General features: G+C 60.1%; 17 protein-coding genes and 1 other RNA gene. 10 read left to right on the forward strand and 8 right to left on the reverse strand.

From position 1 onward, the window contains the following. The first annotated feature begins 346 nt into the window (after positions 1–346). Positions 347–844: a hypothetical protein gene (locus tag AC3WLT_RS21870; protein ID WP_492593780.1), complete on the forward strand. Its 498-nt coding sequence runs from the start codon at positions 347–349 to the stop codon at positions 842–844. 19 nt (positions 845–863) lie between these two features. Here AC3WLT_RS21870 and AC3WLT_RS21875 read toward each other — a convergent pair whose 3' ends face one another. The 8 genes from AC3WLT_RS21875 to ompA all read right to left on the reverse strand — a co-directional run bounded on the left by AC3WLT_RS21875 (position 864) and on the right by ompA (position 7,073). Then, complete coding sequence (locus tag AC3WLT_RS21875; protein WP_492593781.1) at positions 864–1,397, reverse strand: hypothetical protein; 534 nt, start codon at positions 1,395–1,397, stop codon at positions 864–866. A gap of 1 nt (position 1,398) precedes the next feature. Further along, complete coding sequence (locus AC3WLT_RS21880) at positions 1,399–2,088, reverse strand: type II toxin-antitoxin system MqsA family antitoxin (RefSeq protein WP_492593782.1); 690 nt, start codon at positions 2,086–2,088, stop codon at positions 1,399–1,401. Then, complete coding sequence (locus AC3WLT_RS21885; protein WP_492593783.1) at positions 2,085–2,483, reverse strand: hypothetical protein; 399 nt, start codon at positions 2,481–2,483, stop codon at positions 2,085–2,087. Before AC3WLT_RS21885 ends, AC3WLT_RS21880 begins: the two co-directional genes overlap by 4 nt. A 375-nt stretch (positions 2,484–2,858) precedes the next feature. After that, positions 2,859–4,070: a tyrosine-type recombinase/integrase gene (locus AC3WLT_RS21890; protein WP_492593784.1), complete on the reverse strand. Its 1,212-nt coding sequence runs from the start codon at positions 4,068–4,070 to the stop codon at positions 2,859–2,861. Between the two features lie 193 nt (positions 4,071–4,263). Further along, positions 4,264–4,633, reverse strand: a transfer-messenger RNA (tmRNA) gene (ssrA, locus tag AC3WLT_RS21895). Between the two features lie 120 nt (positions 4,634–4,753). Beyond that, the gene (locus AC3WLT_RS21900) at positions 4,754–5,467 is read right to left on the reverse strand and encodes an HAD family hydrolase (protein ID WP_492593785.1); all 714 of its coding nucleotides are present in this window, start codon (positions 5,465–5,467) and stop codon (positions 4,754–4,756) included. A gap of 24 nt (positions 5,468–5,491) precedes the next feature. Then, positions 5,492–6,190, reverse strand: coding sequence for a bifunctional 2-polyprenyl-6-hydroxyphenol methylase/3-demethylubiquinol 3-O-methyltransferase UbiG (ubiG, locus tag AC3WLT_RS21905; protein ID WP_492593786.1), 699 nt, complete (start codon positions 6,188–6,190; stop codon positions 5,492–5,494). 232 nt (positions 6,191–6,422) lie between these two features. Further along, the gene (ompA, locus tag AC3WLT_RS21910) at positions 6,423–7,073 is read right to left on the reverse strand and encodes an outer membrane protein OmpA (protein WP_492593787.1); all 651 of its coding nucleotides are present in this window, start codon (positions 7,071–7,073) and stop codon (positions 6,423–6,425) included. Positions 7,074–7,557: 484 nt separating this feature from the next. On the opposite strand from ompA, the gene gyrA reads away from it, so the two are divergent. The 9 genes from gyrA to rpsA all read left to right on the forward strand — a co-directional run bounded on the left by gyrA (position 7,558) and on the right by rpsA (position 19,531). Further along, positions 7,558–10,194: a DNA gyrase subunit A gene (gyrA, locus tag AC3WLT_RS21915; RefSeq protein WP_492593788.1), complete on the forward strand. Its 2,637-nt coding sequence runs from the start codon at positions 7,558–7,560 to the stop codon at positions 10,192–10,194. Positions 10,195–10,316: 122 nt separating this feature from the next. Next, positions 10,317–10,919: a DUF2059 domain-containing protein gene (locus tag AC3WLT_RS21920; protein ID WP_492593789.1), complete on the forward strand. Its 603-nt coding sequence runs from the start codon at positions 10,317–10,319 to the stop codon at positions 10,917–10,919. 270 nt (positions 10,920–11,189) lie between these two features. After that, positions 11,190–12,272, forward strand: coding sequence for a 3-phosphoserine/phosphohydroxythreonine transaminase (serC, locus tag AC3WLT_RS21925; protein ID WP_492593790.1), 1,083 nt, complete (start codon positions 11,190–11,192; stop codon positions 12,270–12,272). A 65-nt stretch (positions 12,273–12,337) separates the two neighbouring features. Beyond that, positions 12,338–13,420 carry a prephenate dehydratase gene (gene pheA / locus AC3WLT_RS21930; RefSeq protein WP_492593791.1) on the forward strand — a complete coding sequence of 361 codons (1,083 nt, stop codon included), beginning with the start codon at positions 12,338–12,340 and terminating at the stop codon, positions 13,418–13,420. A 67-nt stretch (positions 13,421–13,487) separates the two neighbouring features. Then, positions 13,488–14,600 (forward strand): histidinol-phosphate transaminase, encoded by a 1,113-nt coding sequence (gene hisC / locus AC3WLT_RS21935; RefSeq protein ID WP_492593792.1) that lies wholly within the window; start codon positions 13,488–13,490, stop codon positions 14,598–14,600. Positions 14,601–14,651: 51 nt separating this feature from the next. Then, positions 14,652–15,593 carry a prephenate dehydrogenase gene (locus AC3WLT_RS21940; protein ID WP_492593793.1) on the forward strand — a complete coding sequence of 314 codons (942 nt, stop codon included), beginning with the start codon at positions 14,652–14,654 and terminating at the stop codon, positions 15,591–15,593. A gap of 19 nt (positions 15,594–15,612) precedes the next feature. Then, positions 15,613–16,917, forward strand: a complete 1,305-nt coding sequence (gene aroA, locus AC3WLT_RS21945) for a 3-phosphoshikimate 1-carboxyvinyltransferase (RefSeq protein ID WP_492593794.1) — start codon at positions 15,613–15,615, stop codon at positions 16,915–16,917. 35 nt (positions 16,918–16,952) lie between these two features. After that, a complete protein-coding gene (gene cmk / locus AC3WLT_RS21950; RefSeq protein ID WP_492593795.1) occupies positions 16,953–17,639 on the forward strand; it encodes a (d)CMP kinase in 687 nt (228 codons plus the stop codon). A gap of 161 nt (positions 17,640–17,800) precedes the next feature. After that, on the forward strand, positions 17,801–19,531 hold the full coding sequence (gene rpsA, locus AC3WLT_RS21955; protein WP_492593796.1) for a 30S ribosomal protein S1: 1,731 nt from the start codon (positions 17,801–17,803) through the stop codon (positions 19,529–19,531). Positions 19,532–19,648: the final 117 nt, after the last annotated feature.

Consider the following 19,648-nt stretch of genomic DNA (forward strand, 5'->3'; position numbering starts at 1 on the left):
TTTTAAAGGAATGTGGGTTTTTTCGATGTTACGTTTTTTCTATGTAATCTCGTTACGGTCTTGTTACCCTGTTGTTACGTTAATGTTACGTTTTTTTGGAAGCCTCAAATCCTTATGGGACAGGGCGCTTCGGGGTTTTGGGCCACGATGTTACGTTTTTTTCGGAGCAACGTGACTTTAAGAGGGCGGGGCTAGTTTCAGGCCATTTGGGGGCATCGAGCGTGGTCGAAGTCGCCGATCGGCGGCCGGCGCCGCCAACACTCTGGCAGGGCTGCCGGTGACCAAATTGGCAGATATCTGCTGAGGCAGATATCTGCATAGCTAAATAAATTCGCAAGAGAAACACATGGCAGATTTCTATTCACTCGCACTTCCGGTCAGTAGCCATAGTTTTCTTGACGGGCCATCCCCAATTCGACTCGATCCCAGCTCGCCGAAGCGGCTTCGCGAAGCGGTCGAGAAGCTTGCTTATTATTTCAAGCGTGAAATGCAGTTCGACCACGTGCAGTTTGAGGCTTCGGAAACGCCCACGTCGCTAGGCTTCGTGCCGTACGAGGCATATCTCTTCTTCGAACCGGCGTACGACCGTATAACTGAAGACCAGCCGGTGCCCAAACGTATCTTTGGGGCATGCTGTTTTCGTTTGCGTGAATGGTCGGATCACGAACCGACGTGGTCGCTCGATTGGGCCTGGATGCACCCCTTCTTTCGTCGGAGAGGGCATCTAAGGACGGCCTGGCAGATGTTTGAGCAGCGGTACGGGGAGGGACTTCATCTCGCGGCGCCTCTGTCACTTGAGATGAAAGCATTCCTTGATGCTACAAAATCGCTAGACACCCCATAAACATAAATCCGTAAGCTGATCAGAAATAGGGGGTTGGCTGTCCCGCCGCCCGCTGTGCAGTGAAATGAGCGGAGGCGATCGCTTGCTCAGGGTTTTGAATCGAAGAGTCGTAAGCTGATTTGAGCAAGTGATGCAGGTAGTTTGACCGGACCACGTGCGTCTGAATTGCGTTGCGTGTTTCGAATAGCGGTAGTCCGAAGCCAATGGCGCGAAACGTCGCCTTGTATCGGATTGTCCGCGTCTGCTTCGCGTAATCTAGGCTTGAATCAGTCAACATGCCGTAGTTGACCGAATTGATGAGTTCGAGCACGCGAGGTTCGTTGATGGCTGTCTGCTGCATCGGAACGATATGCGCATACATGCGGACGAGCGCGACGTCCTCATGTGCAAAGAGGATCAGCGTCCAAGAGCCTTGCCCTTGTCCGAACGCTAGGCTGGTTACCTCCACATGTTGACCCACGTTTTGCGGGTCCGAGAACGGAGGCGTGGCAAACTGCAAACCTTCCGAACTGAGGATCCATCGGACCAGTGCGGAGTTTGTGAGCTGATTCATTTTAGTGTGTGGTGATGGTTGGCGCCTCGTACGGAGACGATGGGATGCTAGTCCACCGGGCGATCCGATCAACATCATTGTGGTTGCCGGACATTGCTGACTTCAGCAGGTCAGGGCTGTTTGCTACGTCCCTGGCCGAAGGTGACACGAGCAGAACAGTAAATGCCTGCGAGTTAATAAACACATGGTACTCGTTGTGGGGTGCCGCTTGGATAGCGGCAGCTTCAGCATCTCGCTCCGATGTTAGTACCCGAAGCGCCGGCTCCCCGAAGAAGTCGACTAGTCTTAACAACTTGTCCATGGCTTGGCTTTGGAGAACCTCGCCAGATTCATACTTGTTAAAAGCTTTCGGACCACCGCCTAAGATTCGTCCTGCGTCTTTTTGCGTCAATTGAAGCTTGTCGCGGATCCGTGCAATGTCCTCGGCGTGGAGAAGTCCCAATTCCTCGCGAACCGCATCGCGCTTCGAAGCGTATGCTTGCCTGAGCGCTGATTCGTTGTGCTGTTCTTGCGCGGAAGTGAACCACTTCTCTCCACAGTTGGAACATTTGGATATTTTCAGTCCTTCGATGTCTAGTGTCAGACCGCGGAACTCCTGCGTGTCGCTGTAGGTGATCTCGGACGCAGCTAGCCCTCCGCATCGCGGGCATGACTCACGTGAATCCGTGCGGCGTAATCTACGCGTGTTCATTTCATTCCAGAAAAGTGAAGCGTTACAAGTCCGGCGAATTCGCCGTTCTCGTCACAGACAAGTGCAAGTTTAAGGGAGAAGGATATGCAGTCCTTGTTCGGCCTGGCTCGCCTGCAGTGATCTTCCTCGTCCCAATGAATCTCATACTGGTCCGCGTCAACATACTCAATGCCGGGGAGATTATGAACAGCACAACTGGGTACAGTTTTCTGCCAATCGTCAGTAGTAAGAGAACAAAGCAACTCTTTCAGTTCGTCGTCACCCCAGTCCAGCTTTTCCAGTGTCTTCCATGCGTGGCCGGGCCACTGCCTTCCGTCACGCTCGTTCAGAAAGTCCCACTGGTCTGCAAGAGTCAATTGTTGCAATAGGGCCAGATCATGGAGGGGCTGTGCCATTTTACTATCTTGTCACCATTATGGTGACTCCGGTGAAAGTTTCAAGACTCAGCCGCCGTTCGGCAGCGAAACATTTTTAAGAGAATTCTTAATTGGCGCGGTTGTTGCCTTGGTTGCTCAGAGGCCGGCGTAGCTTTGAGCTAGGTTCGTCGTGCGACCATCGCTACAAATAATGAAAGTACTGCTGTATCAAAGGGGGACGCGTCCGCAGTCAGCGTGACCTTGAACCTTCCCCAATCGTAAATGATACGAGGGATCAGGGGTAGTGATTGGGGCGCTAGTTCTTTGAGGGATTTTCGCGTGCTACAGATTTGCTATAGCAGCAAGCGGAGGTCTTATCTGGCGGGCCTTGCGCTTGTCATTCCACCCCCTGAACTACGGGGTAGCTCGCAGGATATCAAGGTAATCCGCCCATCGCTGCATAAGATCGCGGCGCTCGGCTAGCCATTGCGTCCGGTTGTAGGCCCTGCCCAGACTGTCGCGAACCTCGTGCGCGAGTTGCATTTCGACGATTTCCGCTGGCACATTCAGAACCTCAACAGCCAAAGTGCGTGCCGTCGCGCGCCACCCGTGCGGCACCGCGGTATCGGCGTCGATACCCATACGTTTGAACGCGGCACTAAGCGCCATGTCACTCATAGGCCGTCTATTGCCGCGTGCGCTCGGAAACACGTACTGTCCCCGGCCGGTGAGTAATTTGATGTCACTCAAGATATCGACCGCCTGCGTGGAAAGCGGGACTAGGTGAGAGACGCCGTTCACCTTGCCATCCTTTCTGCGTTTCATCCGGGCTGGCGGGATTGTCCACATTCCGCTGTCGAGGTCGAACTCTGCCCATTCAGCGTGACGTAGCTCGCCGGGTCGCTGGAAGACCAATGGCGCCAGCTTCAGAGCTGCCGCGACCACGGCCGTGCCGGTGTAGCTATAGCTCGCCCGAAGCAGACCGCCGAGCTGGGAGGGCACCGTCACCGCCGCGTGGTGTTTGGTCGACGCCGGCGGGATCGCTCCGCGTAGATCGGCGGCCACGTCCCTCTGCGCTCGGCCTGTCGCGATCGCATATCGCATGACCTGTCCAACCAGGGACCGGACCCGGTGTGCCGTTTCGATCGTACCTTTGCGTTCTATGCGTTGCAGGGCGTCGAGAATTTCCGGCGGCTCGATCGTTGCGATCGGCTTTCCGCCGACGTGGGGAAACATGTGCATCTCAAGCCGACGAAGGTTACGCGCAGCGTGCGATTCCGAAAGGTCCGCAGAGAATTTCTGGTGCCATTCACGGGCGACAGCTTCGAACGAGTTCGCGGCATTGGTTGCCTGTGAACGTTTCTCGGCCTTTCTCGCTTCTCCCGGGTCGACGCCGTTGGACAACTGTTTCTTCGCTGCTTCGCGCTTCTCCCTGGCTTCCTTGAGGCTGACTGATGGGTACACGCCCAGCGCGAGAAGCTTTTCCTTTCCGCCGTACCTGTATTTGAGGCGCCAGTAACGCGAGCCGTTAGACCGGATCTCTAAATACATGCCGGCGCCGTCGGCGAGTCTGTACGTTGATTCGCGCGGCGCGCTTCTACGGATTTCGGCGTCTGAGAGTGGCATTGCCCGTCAATTCCCGTCTTTGGCAGTGTTGGGGGTACATAGGTTTGGGGGTATCCGATGTACCTCCAAAAGTACCCCCGAATACCCCCGGATTACGCCGGACGATTATAGACGAGTCAGGAAAAGAAAAACCCCGCAGACCTAACATCTACGGGGTTCCTGGGACATCCTGAGTTGGCTCAGGATCATGTGTTGGTGGAGGCGGCGGGAATCGAACCCGCGTCCAGAAGCACTCTACGACCAGTTCTACATGTTTAGTTCTGTCATTTGATTTAACCGTAGTGACGCGGACGAACACGCTGCACTACGGCGATTCACTAGATTTTCGACCCGGATGTCGTGACGCCACCAAGGCTTAACTGACGTATATGACCTCTGGCGGTATTGCTACCGGTCTTGCGACACTAGCCCGTCAGTGAACTAGGCAGAGGACGGCGGCCCTTAGGCTGCCAGTGCGAACGTATCGTCGTTTGCAGTTACGTTTTTCCCATTGATTAACGAGGTGACGGGTCCTCGACATGCCCTAGCCGCTTCGCAACCCCTGTCGAAACCAGGTCGCCCCCGCGGTTCGTTGCCCAAACTTCTGGGCCGAAATAGATTTTACAATAGTTTGACGGCTGCGTCTTTGCTGATTACCTGACCGAATGCGCGTTGCGTTGCAGCGGCGACGCGCCAGACGAGGCTCAGCCGATTTCGCGCAGCAGCTTCTGCAATTCAGCCGGCGATTTCACAACGTGCTGCGCGTGCCATTGCGTCGGCGGGATATCATTGCCACAGTAGCCGTACGCGGCCGCCACCGTCTTCATGCCGGCCGCGAAACCCGCTTGCACATCGCGCAGGTCGTCGCCGACGTAGACAATACGTTCCGGCGCCAGATCCAGTTCGCGGGCGGCGTATAGCAATGGCGCCGGATGCGGCTTCGAATGCGGTGTCGTATCGCCGCTGACCACGCAGCCCGCGCGCGCATCGAGGTCGAGTTGCGCCACCAGCGGGTCGGTCAGCCGCGCCACCTTGTTGGTCACGATGCCCCAGCGCACACCGCGTGCGTCGAGTTCGTCGAGTAATTCGGGGATTCCGGGAAACAGGGTGGTCTCGATGCATAAGTCCGCTTCGTAATTGGCGAGGAACTCCTCGCGCATCGACGTGAACTCATGGTTGTCAGGGCCGATGCCGAAGGCGCCGCCGATCAGTCCGCGCGCACCCGCGGACGCGAGCGGGCGCAGGTCTTCGAGCGGCACCATGTCGAGGCCGCGGTCGTGGCGCATTTTGTTGACGGCGGCGGCGAGATCGGGCGCGGTGTCGGCCAGGGTGCCGTCAAGGTCGAACAGCACAGCCTCACAAAGACTGAGCGCGGTGTCGTCGTCTACGCGTTGGGGCAGGGGCGTGGGATCGCTCATTGATTGGACAGAGGTCGGGGCGGATCAGGCGTCGCGACGGCAGGCGAGCATGTAGTTCACGCTCGTATCGTCGGACAGCGCGAAATGCTTGCTGAGCGGGTTGTACACGATACCTTTGATGTCGGCCGTGCGCAGGTCCGCGACGCGCACGAAGCTCGCCAATTCCGACGGACGGATGAAGCGCGCGTAGTCGTGGGTGCCTTTAGGCAGCATCCGCGCGATGTATTCGGCACCGATCACGGCGAACAGGTACGACTTCACGTTGCGGTTCAGCGTAGAGAAAAACACCCAGCCACCGGGTTTCACCAACGTCTTGCAGGCAGCGACGATGGCGGCCGGTTCAGGCACGTGCTCGAGCATTTCCATGCAGGTTACGACGTCGTACGTGCCGGGTTCGCGGGCGGCGAGTGCTTCCGCCGCGATTTCTTCGTAATTAACAGTTACACCGCTTTCAAGGCTGTGAAGATCCGCCACGCCGAGCGCCTGGCTCGACAGGTCGATTCCCTTCACATGCGCGCCCAGTCCCGCCATTGACTCCGACAGAATGCCGCCGCCGCAGCCGATATCCAGAACACGTTTGCCGGCCAGATGCGCGTGTGCGTCGATCCAGGCAAGGCGGATCGGATTGAGTTCATGCAGCGGCTTGAATTCGGCGTTGGGGTCCCACCAGCGATGCGCGAGATCGCTAAATTTCTGCAGTTCGTGGGGATCAGCGTTGGTCATGGGGAAGCTGCCTCGATGAGAGCGGTGAGTGGGCGCTCGAGGATAAACCCTGAGTATATAGGCCGGCGGACGGGGCCGCAAAATGCCGCGCTGCGCAGCCGGTTAGCGCGTCTGATTCCATTGCGCTGCGCTTTTCGCCGAGTGAAGCAAGCTCGGCTCGTGCAGCGCAAAGAACAGCGGCATAAAAAAAGCCCCGCCGAAGCGGGGCTTTGATACTTCGGTAATTTGTAGCTTACTGCTTCGAAGTACCGACAACTTCGACTTCCACGCGACGATCCGGTGCGAGGCAGGCAACGAGTTGCTTGTGGTTCTTCTGGTTGCAGCCGGTCGTGACCGGGTTGCGCTTGCCCTTGCCTTCCGTGTAGATACGGTTGGCTTCGATGCCCTTGCTCACCAGGTACGACTTCACAGCTTGAGCACGGCGCAGCGACAGACGGTCGTTGTACTTGTCCGAACCGATGCGGTCCGTGTAACCCGTTGCAACGATAACTTCCAGGTTCAGGCCTTGGACCTTCGACGCGAGATCGTTCAGCTTTTCCTTGCCAGCCGGCTTCAGGATAGCCTTGTCGAAGTCGAACAGGGCGTCAGCTTGATACGTGATCTTTTGGCTCGTGATAGCAGCCGGTGCAGGTGCGACCGGAGCCGGCGGCGTCGGAGCCTGGGCAACCAGGGCGCCATCGCACTTAGCGTTGGCCGTTGCCGGCGTCCAGAATGCATCGCGCCAGCAAAGCTCGTTCGTGCCGTTCATCCACACGTATTCGCCGGTACCATTCACCCAGTTGTCGTTCGTAGCTTGTCGCGACGCCGGCACCGATTGCGCCATGGCGGATGCAGCCATAACTGCGGTAGCTGCAATGAACGCGAGCTTTGAAAGTTTATTCATATTTCTCCTCTCGAAATTGAGATTACCGCAGGTTTACTGCGAGCCTGTTGACGAAGACAAGTCATACATTGCTCGAAGTATAACATTGGTGCGGAACAAAAAACGGGCTGTGTAGACTTCGAGCAGTGTCTAACTCTTTGTGCGTTGGCATTTTGCCATATCGTTCCCTTCCAACGATAAAAAAATCTGCCCCCGATCAAATCGCCTTCCAATTGTGGTGCATGCGCAACAGAAGCAATCCCCGGAAGGCACCGCCAGTCATGGCTGAGCGGCGGATTGCCCTATGCACAAATCGAGCCTGCCCGGTTCGATAGCGGGGCGCGCAGGTGCCTTTCGTGCGCGCCTGCTAATAGGTATACGTACCCTCGTCGGGGGCGGATGTGCGGCATGTTAGAATCGCGTGATGCGTTGCGCCCGCAATGGCCTGCAATGCTTACGCGAAGGCGCGGTTTCCCGTCGCCTTGGCACGTAAAAGATACGGATAATGGATCAATTCGCCAAAGAGACTCTGCCAATCTCCCTAGAGGAGGAAATGCGCCGTTCGTATCTCGATTACGCGATGAGCGTGATTGTGGGGCGTGCGCTTCCTGATGTTCGCGATGGCCTGAAGCCGGTGCACCGGCGCGTGCTGTACGCGATGCACGAACTGAACAACGACTGGAACCGGGCTTACAAGAAGTCGGCGCGTATTGTCGGCGACGTCATCGGTAAATATCACCCGCACGGCGACACGGCTGTCTATGACACGATTGTCCGGATGGCGCAGTATTTCTCGCTGCGCTACATGCTGGTGGACGGTCAGGGCAACTTCGGCTCGGTCGACGGCGACAACGCCGCGGCCATGCGGTACACCGAAATCCGCATGGCGAAGATCGGCCACGAACTGCTGGCCGATATCGACAAGGAAACGGTCGACTTCACGCCGAACTACGACGGCAGCGAAAACGAGCCGGCCATTCTGCCGGCGCGCATTCCCAATCTGCTGATCAATGGCTCGTCCGGTATTGCGGTCGGCATGGCGACCAATATCCCACCGCACAATCTCAATGAGGTTGTCGACGCGTGTCAGCATCTGCTGAAAAACCCGGAAGCAACGATCGACGAATTGATCGAGATCGTCCCGGCGCCCGACTTCCCGACCGCCGGCATCATCTACGGCGTGGCCGGCGTGCGCGACGGCTATCGCACCGGCCGTGGCCGCGTGGTGATGCGCGCGCTCACGCATTTCGAGGAAATCGACCGCGGCCAGCGCATGGCGATCATCGTCGACGAACTGCCGTATCAGGTAAACAAACGCTCGCTTCTGGAGCGTATCGCCGAGCTGGTCAACGAGAAGAAGCTCGAAGGCATCTCCGATATCCGCGACGAATCCGACAAGAGCGGCATGCGCGTCGTGATCGAGCTGAAGCGCGGCGAAGTGCCCGAGGTCATCCTCAACAATCTATATAAGGCAACCCAGCTTCAGGACACGTTCGGCATGAACATGGTCGCGCTCGTCGACGGCCAGCCGAAACTGCTGAACCTGAAGGAGATGCTGACCTGCTTCCTGTCGCATCGCCGGGAAGTGCTGACGCGGCGCACTGTATACGAACTGCGCAAGGCGCGTGAACGCGGCCATGTGCTCGAAGGTCTGGCGGTCGCGCTCGCGAACATCGACGAGTTCATCGCGATCATCAAGGCCGCGCCGACTCCGCCGATCGCCAAGCAGGAATTGATGGCGCGTCCGTGGGATTCGTCGCTGGTGCGAGAAATGTTGTCGCGTGCCGAGACGGAAAACGCGTCGGCCGGCGGTCGTGAGGCGTATCGCCCTGACGGATTGAATCCGGCGTTCGGCATGCAATCCGACGGCCTCTACCGCTTGTCCGACACCCAGGCTCAGGAAATCCTGCAGATGCGTCTGCAGCGCCTGACCGGTCTGGAGCAGGACAAGATCATCGGCGAGTACCGCGAAGTGATGGCGCAGATCGCCGACCTGCTGGACATCCTGGCTCGCCCGGAGCGCATTACGGCGATCATCGTCGACGAACTCACGTCGATCAAGGCCGAATTCGGCGACGCGCGCCGCTCGAAGATCGAGTTGAACGCGACCGAACTGAACACTGAAGACCTGATCACGCCGCAAGAAATGGTCGTGACCATGTCGCATGCCGGTTACGTGAAATCGCAGCCGTTATCCGAATATCGCGCGCAAAAGCGCGGCGGTCGCGGCAAACAGGCGACTTCCATGAAGGAAGACGACTGGATCGACACGCTCTTCATCGCGAACACGCACGATCACATTCTGTGCTTCTCAAACCGCGGCCGCGTGTATTGGGTCAAGGTTTATGAAGTGCCGCAAGGTTCGCGGAACTCTCGCGGCCGGCCGATCGTCAATATGTTCCCGTTGCAGGAAGGCGAGAAGATCACGGTCGTGCTGCCGGTCAAGGAATTCTCGGCCGACAAGTTCGTCTTCATGGCAACCGCGTTAGGAACCGTAAAGAAGACGCCGCTGGAAGCCTTCAGCCGGCCGCTGCGCAAGGGTATTATTGCGGTCGGTCTGGATGACGGCGACTACTTGATCGGCGCTGCCATCACCGACGGCGAGCACGACGTGATGCTGTTCTCGGATTCGGGCAAGGCGGTGCGTTTCGACGAGAACGACGTGCGTCCGATGGGCCGTGAGGCGCGTGGTGTGCGCGGCATGCAGCTCGAAGACGGTCAGAACGTGATCGCGCTGCTGGTGGCCGGCGACGAGCAGCAGTCGGTGCTCACCGCAACCGAAAACGGCTTCGGCAAGCGCACCCCGATCATCGAGTACACCCGTCACGGGCGTGGTACGAAGGGGATGATCGCGATCCAGACATCGGAGCGTAACGGCAAAGTGGTCGCCGCCACGCTGGTGGATCCGGAAGCGCAGATCATGCTGATTACCAATACGGGCGTGCTGATTCGCACGCGCGTGTCGGAAATTCGAGAAATGGGGCGTGCAACCCAAGGTGTTACACTCATCAGCCTTGACGAAGGGACCAAGCTTTCAGGTCTGCAACAGGTTGCTGAGGCGGAAGCGGATGTGGATGCGGAAGGTGACGCCGAAGGTCCCGCTGAAGGCGACAGCAGTGGTGAAGGCGGTGGTGCGGCCTGATCCGCGTCGGCGGTTCTCAGTCTCAGTTATTGGGTGAAAGCTGTGTAGGGAGAATGGTGTATCGGGCCGATACGCACCTCGCGCAGCTGGCATTTCAAGTTAATTTCTCTTAGGGAGTAATGATGCAAAAACGATTCAAACAACTGATGTTGCTGGCTGCTATCGTGCCGACCTTTGCTATGGCTCAAGCGCTTCAAAGCCAGGCTCCGGCGGCTCCGGCTGCTGCCGCAGCACCGGTTGATCCGGCCAAGCAGGCTGCTATCAAGGACCTGCTGGACGCAATCGACGCACAGAAGCTCGTCGGCGCCATCGGCAACAGCGCGCAAATGCAAGCCAAGCAACTGGTTCCGGCCATCCTGTCGGACGCCCTGAGCGAAAACAAGACGCTGACGGACAAGCAGAAACAGGCTTCCGTCCCGGCGCTGCAAAAGAATGCAGTGCCGAAGCTGGTTGACGGTGCGGGTCAGGTGTTCGCAACGGACGGTTTCCGTCAAGACGCCATGCAAGCTCAGTACGACGCTTACGCGAAGTACTACAGCACGTCGGAAATCAAGGATCTGACCACGTTCTACAAGAGCCCGACTGGCCGCAAGTTCATCCAGGTCCAGGACCAGGTTGGCCGCGACGTCGTGAACGGCTTGATGCAGAAGTACATGCCGCAATCGATCAAGGCAACGCGCGACCAGGCCGACAAGGAAGTCGCATCGGTCAAGCCGGGTAAGTAAGCTTAGGTCGAAAGGCTGCGCTGACGTCGCGCCAGCCGCCGGTCGGTACGCTTTACGGCGTCCGGGTTTGGCGGGTTGGCGGCGACAATGCGATAATGGCCGTTTGCGCACACGCGCGGACGGCCATTTTCTTTTTGGGCGCGAAATCGCCGTCAAACTTGCGTCGTCAAATTCGCGTTGCCAGCTTTGCGACGTTGGGCTTCGCGGTTGGCAACTTCACAGATTTATACGCGATTTACGTTTTTCGCGCCTGCTTCCGGGGACCCTACGATGCGCGTCTTTAATTTCTCCGCCGGCCCTGCGGCCATGCCAGAAGAAGTGCTGCGCCAGGCGGCCGACGAGATGCTCGATTGGCAAGGCAGCGGCATGAGCGTGATGGAAATGAGCCATCGCGGTAAAGAGTTCATGTCGATCCACGAGGAAGCGCTCGTCGATTTGCGCGAGTTGCTCGCGGTGCCGGCCAGCCACCGCATCCTGTTCCTGCAAGGCGGTGGTCTGGGCGAAAACGCGATCGTCCCGATGAATCTGCTCGGCGCGAAAGCGCGCGCGGACTTCGTCGTGACGGGTTCGTGGTCGCAGAAATCGTTCAAGGAAGCGCAAAAGTACGGCACCGTGCATCTGGCGGCGAGCGGCCAGACGGCGGACGGCTTCACGCGCGCGCCGGCACGCTCCGAATGGCAACTGTCGGACGATCCGGCTTACGTGCATCTGTGTACCAACGAGACGATCCACGGCGTCGAGACTTTCGAAATCCCCGATATGGGCGATATTCCGCTGGTCGCGGACGTGTCGTCGCACATCCTGTCTCGCCCGATGGACATCGCCAAATACGGCGTGCTGTACGGCGGCGCGCAGAAGAACATCGGCATGGCGGGCGTGACGGTCGTGATCGTGCGCGAAGACATGCTGGATCGCGCGCAAGCGATCTGCCCGTCGGCGTTCGAGTGGAAAACCGTCGCCGAGAACAATTCGATGTACAACACGCCGCCCACCTACGCGATCTACATCGCCGGGCTGGTGTTCAAGTGGTTGAAGAGGCAGGGCGGCCTTGCCGCGATGGAAGCGCGCAACCTCGAAAAGTCGAAGCTGTTGTACGACGCGATCGACTCGAGCAGCTTCTATCTGAACAAGGTCGAACGTGGCTCGCGCTCGCGGATGAACGTACCGTTTTTCCTCGCCGACGAATCGCGCAATGAAGATTTCCTGGCCGGCGCGAAAGCGCGGGGAATGGTGCAGCTAAAGGGCCACAAGTCCGTCGGCGGCATGCGGGCATCGCTTTATAACGCCGTCCCGCTCGAAGGCGTCAAAGCGCTTGTCGAATACATGAAGGAATTCGAACAGCGCAGCGCCTGACTGTGTCAGGCATTCAGGCGCGCGCATCCTTTCCCGCAAGTTACCCGGCAGGGCCGTTTTCACGCATGGACGACGAACTCAATACCCGACTCAAACCGCTCCGCGAACGCATCGACGCGCTCGATGCGCAGTTGATCGCGCTGCTCAATCAACGGGCGGCGGTCGCGCTCGAAGTGGGCGAGGTCAAGAAGCATTTCAACGCGCCGGTGTTCCGCCCCGAGCGCGAACAGCAGGTGATCGCGCGCTTGCAGGACATGAGCGAAGGGCCGCTCGCGAGCGAACATATCAGCGCGATCTGGCGCGAGATCATGGCCGCGAGCCGCGCACTGGAAAAGACTATCAAGGCTGCGTATCTCGGCCCGGTCGGCACCTATACCGAACAGGCGATGCACGAGTACTTCGGTCAGTCGATCGAAGGCCTGCCATGCCCGTCGATCGACGAAGTATTTCGCTCGGTCGAGGCGGGCGCCGCTGAATTTGGCGTCGTGCCGGTCGAGAATTCGACCGAAGGCGCGGTGTCGCGCACGCTCGATCTGCTGCTGCAAACGCAGCTCACGATCGGCGGCGAACTGGCTTTGCCGATTCACCACAACCTGTTGACGCTGAACGGCGGCCTCACCGGCGTGACGCGCGTGTGTGCGCATGCGCAGGCGCTCGCCCAATGCCAGCGCTGGCTTTCCATGAACGCGCCGCATCTGGAACGCCAGGCGGTGTCGAGCAACGCGGAGGCGGCACGGATGGCGGCGGACGATCCGACGGTCGCCGCGATCGCCGGCGATCGCGCCGCGACGCACTACGGTTTGCAGGTCGCCTACGCGCTGATCCAGGACGATCCGCACAACCGCACCCGCTTCGTGATGATCGGCAAGGAGCGCACCGGCGCAAGCGGACACGACCAGACGTCGCTGATCGTTTCAGTGGCGAACGAACCCGGCGCGGTATTCAAGCTGCTCGAGCCGCTTGCGCGCCACAGCGTATCGATGACCCGTTTCGAATCGCGTCCGGCGCGCGTCGGCACGTGGGAGTACTACTTCTACATCGACGTCGAAGGTCATCGCGACGATCCGGCGGTTGCCGCCGCGCTCGCCGAACTCGGCCAGAAGGCCGCGTTCCTGAAGATACTCGGCTCGTATCCGCGCGCCCGCTAATGCCTTGCCGATGGCATTCGAGTGCGTCGGCTGCACATTCATTGACTAATAGTCGTTCGGAGATTTCATGACAACGTCCTTCGGCCCTTCCTATGTGCGCGCGATTGCGCCCTATATCGCCGGCAAACCGATTTCGGAAGTGGCCCGCGAGTTCGGCCTCGACGAAGCGACCATCGTGAAGCTGGCGTCGAATGAAAATCCGCTCGGCATGCCGCAGTCGGCGCAGCGCGCCATGGCGCAAGCCGCCAGCGAACTCGGCCGCTATCCGGACGCCAATGCGTTCGAGCTGAAGGCAGCGTTGAGCGCGCGCTACGGCGTGCCGTCCGAGTGGGTCACGCTCGGCAACGGCAGCAACGACATCCTCGAAATTGCGGCGCACGCGTTTGTAGAGAAGGACCAGTCGATCGTCTATTCGCAGTATTCGTTCGCTGTGTACGCACTGGCCACGCAAGGCGTCGGGGCGCGCGCGATCGTTGTGCCGGCCCTCAGGTACGGTCACGATCTCGACGCAATGCTCGCTGCGATCACCGGCGACACGCGCCTCGTTTTCGTCGCGAACCCGAACAACCCGACCGGCACGTTCATCGAAGGCGCGAAGCTCGAAGCGTTTCTGGACAAAGTGCCGCGTAACGTGGTCGTCGTGCTTGACGAGGCGTACACCGAATATCTGCCGGAAGAAAAGCGCTACGACTCGATCGCGTGGGTGCGCCGTTATCCGAATCTGCTGGTGTCGCGCACGTTCTCGAAGGCGTTTGGTCTGGCCGGCTTGCGCGTTGGTTTCGCGATCGCGCAGCCCGAGTTGACCGATCTGCTTAACCGTCTGCGTCAGCCGTTCAACGTCAACACGCTGGCGCAAGCCGCGGCGATCGCGGCGCTAAACGACAAGGCGTTTCTGGAAAAGAGCGCGGCGTTGAACGCGCAGGGCTATCGCCGTCTGACCGAGGCGTTCGACAAGCTCGGTCTCGAGTATGTGCCGTCGGACGGCAACTTCGTGCTGTTGCGCGTCGGCAACGACGACGCAGCCGGCAGCCGCGTGAACCTCGAATTGTTGAAGCAGGGTGTGATTGTGCGTCCGGTCGGCAATTACGGTTTGCCGCAATGGCTGCGTATCACGATCGGCCTGCCGGAAGAAAACGAAGCGTTCCTCGCGGCGCTTGAAAAAACGCTCGCCACCGCGTAAGCGGTAGTTCTTGACCCGCGCGCTTCACTACCTGAAAGGCGCGCTTTTTCTGTGACCGATGTGGCCGCGTTCTCTTTTAACAAACTGGTGATTTTCGGTGTCGGCCTGATCGGCGGATCGCTTGCGCGCGCATTGCGCGAGCGGGGCGAAGCCGAAGGCGTGCGCACGGTAATCGGTGTCGGACGTTCGTCCGCGTCGACGGCGCGCGCTCTGGAGCTGGGCGTGATCGACGGAACCGCGGCGCTGAATGACGCCGCCGCGTTGCGCGAAGCATTGTCCGGCGCGGACTTCGTGATGCTTGCCGCGCCCGTCGCGCAGACTCAGCCTCTGCTCGAACGCATCGCGCCGTTTCTCGACCCTGACACGATCGTCACCGATGCCGGCAGCACCAAGTCCGACGTGGTGGCAGCCGCCCGAGCGGCGCTCGGTGCGCGCATCGGCCAGTTTGTGCCGGGGCATCCGATCGCCGGACGCGAGTCGAGCGGTGTGGATGCCGCCTTGCCCGATCTGTATGTGAACCGCAACGTTGTGCTGTGCGCGCTGCCGGAGAATCCGGCCGAAGCCGTCGCGCGTGTCGCCGCCATGTGGCGCGCCACCGGCGCCGCCGTTCACGAGATGACGCCGGAGCAGCATGACCGCGTGTTCGCGTCGGTCAGCCATCTGCCGCACGTGCTGTCGTTCGCGCTGGTCGAGCAGATTCTCAATTCGCCCGACGCCGCGCTGAAATTCGCCTTTGCTGCCGGCGGTTTCCGCGACTTCACGCGCATTGCCGCGTCGAGTCCGGAAATGTGGCGCGACGTGTGCGTCGCGAATCGCGTCGCGTTGCTCGACGAGCTCGATGCCTACACGGCGGTGCTCGCGCGCTTGCGCACGGCGATCGAGGCCGCCGACGGCGCCGCGCTCGAAGCCGTGTTCGCGCGCTCGCGGGTCGCGCGCACCGAATGGCAGGACCAGCGAGGCGCAGCGGTTGCGCCCAGCGACGCATCGAAATAACCGGAAACTGGACTCAATCATGGAATTTCTCGATCTCGGACCGTTTTCCCGCGCGTCCGGCACGGTTCGTCTGCCAGGCTCGAAGAGCATTTCGAACCGGGTGCTGCTGCTTGCAGCGCTCGCCGAAGGCGAAACGACCATCACGAACCTGCTCGATTCGGACGACACGCGCGTCATGCTCGACGCGCTCGAAAAGCTCGGTGTGCGTCTGAAGCGCGACGGCGACACCTGCGTCGTCACCGGCACGCGCGGCGCGTTTACCGCTCGCACCGCCGATCTGTTCCTCGGCAATGCGGGCACGGCGGTGCGTCCGCTCACGGCGGCGCTCGCGGTCAATGGCGGCGACTATCGCATTCACGGCGTGCCGCGCATGCACGAGCGGCCGATCGGCGATCTGGTCGACGGTTTGCGGCAGATCGGCGCGAGGATCGACTACGAAGCGAATGAAGGTTATCCGCCGCTGCGGATTCGCCCGGGGCAGATTTCCGCCGACGCGCCGATCCGCGTGCGCGGCGACGTGTCGAGCCAGTTCCTCACGTCGCTGCTGATGACACTGCCGCTGTTGCGCACCGAAAGCGGTGTCACGACCGTGCAGGTTGACGGCGAACTGATCTCGAAGCCGTACATCGAGATCACGATCAAGCTGATGGCGCGCTTCGGCATCAAGGTCGAACGCCACGGCTGGCACCAGTTCGTCGTGCCGGCGGGACAGCGCTATCAGTCGCCGGGCACGATCATGGTGGAAGGCGATGCGTCGTCGGCGTCGTACTTTCTCGCGGCGGGTGCGCTCGGCGGCGGACCGCTGCGGGTGGAGGGCGTCGGCCGGGCCAGCATTCAGGGCGATGTCGGCTTTGCCGATGCGTTGATCAGGATGGGCGCGAACCTGCAGATGGGCGACGACTGGATCGAAGTGCGCGGCGTCGGCCACGACCACGGCAAGCTCGAGCCGATCGACATGGACTTCAACCTGATTCCCGACGCGGCGATGACGATCGCCGTCGCCGCGCTGTTCGCCGACGGCACCACCACGCTGCGCAACATCGCCAGCTGGCGAGTGAAGGAAACCGACCGGATCGCGGCGATGGCGACCGAACTGCGCAAGGTCGGCGCCAAAGTGGAGGAGGGCGAGGATTACCTCGTCGTCACGCCGCCGGAAAAACTGATCCCGAACGCCTCGATCGACACCTACGACGATCACCGCATGGCGATGTGCTTCTCGCTGGTGAGCCTCGGCGGCGTGCCGATCCGGATCAACGATCCGAAGTGCGTCGGCAAGACGTTCCCTGACTATTTCGAGCGCTTCACCGCGCTCGCCCAACCCTGATTCGACCCCAAATCGACTGACGTGCGACTTTTTCGATGAAACCGACCCGTCCCTTTCACCAGACGCCCATCATTACGATCGACGGCCCAAGTGCCTCCGGCAAGGGTACGGTGGCCGCGCTGGTTGCCGCGAGCCTCGGCTTTCACTTGCTGGATAGCGGCGCGCTGTACCGGCTCGCCGCGCTAGCGAGCATGCGCTACAACATTGCGCCGGACGATGCCGAGGCGCTTGCAAAACTGATCGACGACCTGCACATCACGTTTCGCGAGGGCCTGGCGCAGCTCGACGGCGTCGATGTATCCGCCGAGATTCGCGCGGAGGAAGTCGGCAGCCGGGCCTCGGCGATCGCCGTGCACGCCCCCGTGCGCGCCGCGCTGGTGGCGCGTCAGCGGGCTTTTCGCAAGGAGCCGGGGCTGGTCGCCGACGGCCGCGACATGGGCACGGTGATCTTCCAGGATGCCGTGCTGAAGGTGTTCTTGACCGCCAGCGTGGAGGCTCGCGCCGCACGCCGGCATAAGCAATTGATCCAAAAAGGATTTTCTGCTAATATAGATGACTTGCTCCGGGATTTGCGTGAGCGCGACGAGCGTGACAGTCAGCGCGCAGCCGCACCGCTCAAGCCCGCAGCGGATGCAAAGCTGCTTGATACCTCGGCATTGTCGGTCGACCAGGCGGTCGAACAGGTGGTGCAATGGTATGAAGCTTTAGTTTCGCGTGCCTGATGAATGTACGAGTTGCGCATCAACATCGGGCGCGGTAGAAGTGGTGTTGTCAGTAGGTGCTCCGCGATTGTCGTGGAGCGTGTATTAACCCTTTAACCCCGCGTGGCATTCGCACTCTTGGCCGATGCTGACCGTCCGGCCAGCCGGGCACCGCGAGAACCATGCAAATTTTGATTTTTATGTCCGACCTGCAAACCTCTACCCCGAATACCGAATCTTTTGCGGCTCTGTTCGAAGAGTCGCTGACCAAGCAAGACATGCGCGCCGGCGAAGTGATCTCCGCCGAAGTCGTGCGTGTTGACCACAACTTCGTGGTCGTCAACGCTGGTCTCAAGTCCGAAGCCTACATCCCGCTCGAAGAGTTCCTGAACGACGCGGGCGAGGTAGAAGTGCAGGCGGGCGACTTCGTTTCCGTCGCGATCGACGCGCTGGAAAACGGCTATGGCGACACGATCCTGTCGCGCGACAAGGCGAAGCGTCTGGCTTCGTGGCTGTCGCTGGAAAAAGCTCTCGACAACAACGAACTCGTGACCGGCACGATCACGGGCAAGGTCAAGGGCGGCATGACCGTCATGGTCAACGGCATCCGCGCATTCCTGCCGGGCTCGCTGGTTGATACGCGTCCGGTCAAGGACACGACCCCGTACGAAGGCAAGACGCTGGAATTCCGCGTCATCAAGCTCGACCGCAAGCGCAACAACGTCGTGCTGTCGCGCCGTGCCGTGATCGAAGCGACCCAGGGCGAAGAGCGCGCAAAGCTGCTCGAAACGCTGAAGGAAGGCGCGATCGTGGAAGGCGTGGTCAAGAACATCACCGACTACGGCGCGTTCGTGGACCTCGGCGGTATCGACGGCCTGCTGCACATCACGGATATCGCATGGCGTCGTGTGCGTCACCCGAGCGAAGTGCTGTCGGTTGGCCAGGAAGTCACCGCGAAGATCCTCAAGTTCGATCAAGAGAAGAACCGCGTTTCGCTGGGTATCAAGCAACTGGGCGACGATCCGTGGGAAGGCATCTCGCGCCGTTACCCGTCGGGCACGCGCCTGTTCGGTAAGGTCACCAACATCACCGACTACGGCGCATTCGTCGAAGTGGAATCGGGCATCGAAGGCCTCGTCCACGTGTCGGAAATGGACTGGACGAACAAGAACGTTGCACCGTCGAAGGTTGTTCAGCTGGGCGACGAAGTCGAAGTCATGGTTCTCGAAATCGACGAAGACCGCCGCCGTATCAGCCTCGGCATGAAGCAATGCAAGCCGAACCCGTGGGACGACTTCAGCCGCAACTTCAAGAAGGGCGACAAGCTGCAAGGCGCAATCAAGTCGATCACCGACTTCGGCGTCTTCATCGGTCTGCCGGGCGGCATCGACGGTCTGGTTCACCTGTCGGACCTGTCGTGGAGCGAAACGGGCGAAGAAGCTGTTCGCAAGTACAAGAAGGGCGACGAAGTGGAAGCGATCGTTCTCGGCATCGACGTCGAGAAGGAACGTATTTCGCTGGGTATCAAGCAGCTCGAAGGCGACCCGTTCAGCAACTTCGTTGCAATGAACGACAAGGGTTCGATCGTCGACGGCGTGATCAAGTCGGTGGACGCGAAGGGTGCAGTGGTTCAGCTGTCGGCTGAAGTCGAAGGCTATCTGCGCGCTTCGGAAATCGCACAAGACCGCGTGGAAGATGCTCGCAACGTGCTGAAGGAAGGCGACAAGGTCAACGCGATGATCATCAACATCGATCGCAAGTCGCGCGGCATCAACCTGTCGATCAAGGCCAAGGACTCGGCCGAACAGCAGGAAGCCATCCGCGGCCTCGCGTCGGACAACAGCTCGGCTGCAACCGGCACGACGAACCTCGGCGCGCTGCTGAAGGCCAAGCTCGACGGCCAGAACCAGTAATTGGGAAGCGCCCCCAAACAACCTGTCGCTTCGCGTCAGGCCCCCCGAGAGGGACAATCCTCCAATCCCCCAAGGGGACTTCCTTCGGGGCGGGGGACTTCCTGCGGGGCGGAAAAC

The sequence above is a fragment of the Paraburkholderia sp. FW306-2-2C-D06C genome, assembly GCF_058781505.1.

What these genes read in the sequence shown, in the direction of transcription:
- AC3WLT_RS21870 (WP_492593780.1), top strand. Translation starts at nt 347, where the DNA reads ATGGCAGATTTCTATTCACTCGCACTTCCGGTCAGTAGCCATAGTTTT.
- AC3WLT_RS21875 (WP_492593781.1), bottom strand. Translation starts at nt 1,397, where the DNA reads ATGAATCAGCTCACAAACTCCGCACTGGTCCGATGGATCCTCAGTTCG.
- AC3WLT_RS21880 (WP_492593782.1), bottom strand. Translation starts at nt 2,088, where the DNA reads ATGAACACGCGTAGATTACGCCGCACGGATTCACGTGAGTCATGCCCG.
- AC3WLT_RS21885 (WP_492593783.1), bottom strand. Translation starts at nt 2,483, where the DNA reads ATGGCACAGCCCCTCCATGATCTGGCCCTATTGCAACAATTGACTCTT.
- AC3WLT_RS21890 (WP_492593784.1), bottom strand. Translation starts at nt 4,070, where the DNA reads ATGCCACTCTCAGACGCCGAAATCCGTAGAAGCGCGCCGCGCGAATCA.
- AC3WLT_RS21900 (WP_492593785.1), bottom strand. Translation starts at nt 5,467, where the DNA reads ATGAGCGATCCCACGCCCCTGCCCCAACGCGTAGACGACGACACCGCG.
- ubiG (WP_492593786.1), bottom strand. Translation starts at nt 6,190, where the DNA reads ATGACCAACGCTGATCCCCACGAACTGCAGAAATTTAGCGATCTCGCG.
- ompA (WP_492593787.1), bottom strand. Translation starts at nt 7,073, where the DNA reads ATGAATAAACTTTCAAAGCTCGCGTTCATTGCAGCTACCGCAGTTATG.
- gyrA (WP_492593788.1), top strand. Translation starts at nt 7,558, where the DNA reads ATGGATCAATTCGCCAAAGAGACTCTGCCAATCTCCCTAGAGGAGGAA.
- AC3WLT_RS21920 (WP_492593789.1), top strand. Translation starts at nt 10,317, where the DNA reads ATGCAAAAACGATTCAAACAACTGATGTTGCTGGCTGCTATCGTGCCG.
- serC (WP_492593790.1), top strand. Translation starts at nt 11,190, where the DNA reads ATGCGCGTCTTTAATTTCTCCGCCGGCCCTGCGGCCATGCCAGAAGAA.
- pheA (WP_492593791.1), top strand. Translation starts at nt 12,338, where the DNA reads ATGGACGACGAACTCAATACCCGACTCAAACCGCTCCGCGAACGCATC.
- hisC (WP_492593792.1), top strand. Translation starts at nt 13,488, where the DNA reads ATGACAACGTCCTTCGGCCCTTCCTATGTGCGCGCGATTGCGCCCTAT.
- aroA (WP_492593794.1), top strand. Translation starts at nt 15,613, where the DNA reads ATGGAATTTCTCGATCTCGGACCGTTTTCCCGCGCGTCCGGCACGGTT.
- cmk (WP_492593795.1), top strand. Translation starts at nt 16,953, where the DNA reads ATGAAACCGACCCGTCCCTTTCACCAGACGCCCATCATTACGATCGAC.
- rpsA (WP_492593796.1), top strand. Translation starts at nt 17,801, where the DNA reads ATGCAAATTTTGATTTTTATGTCCGACCTGCAAACCTCTACCCCGAAT.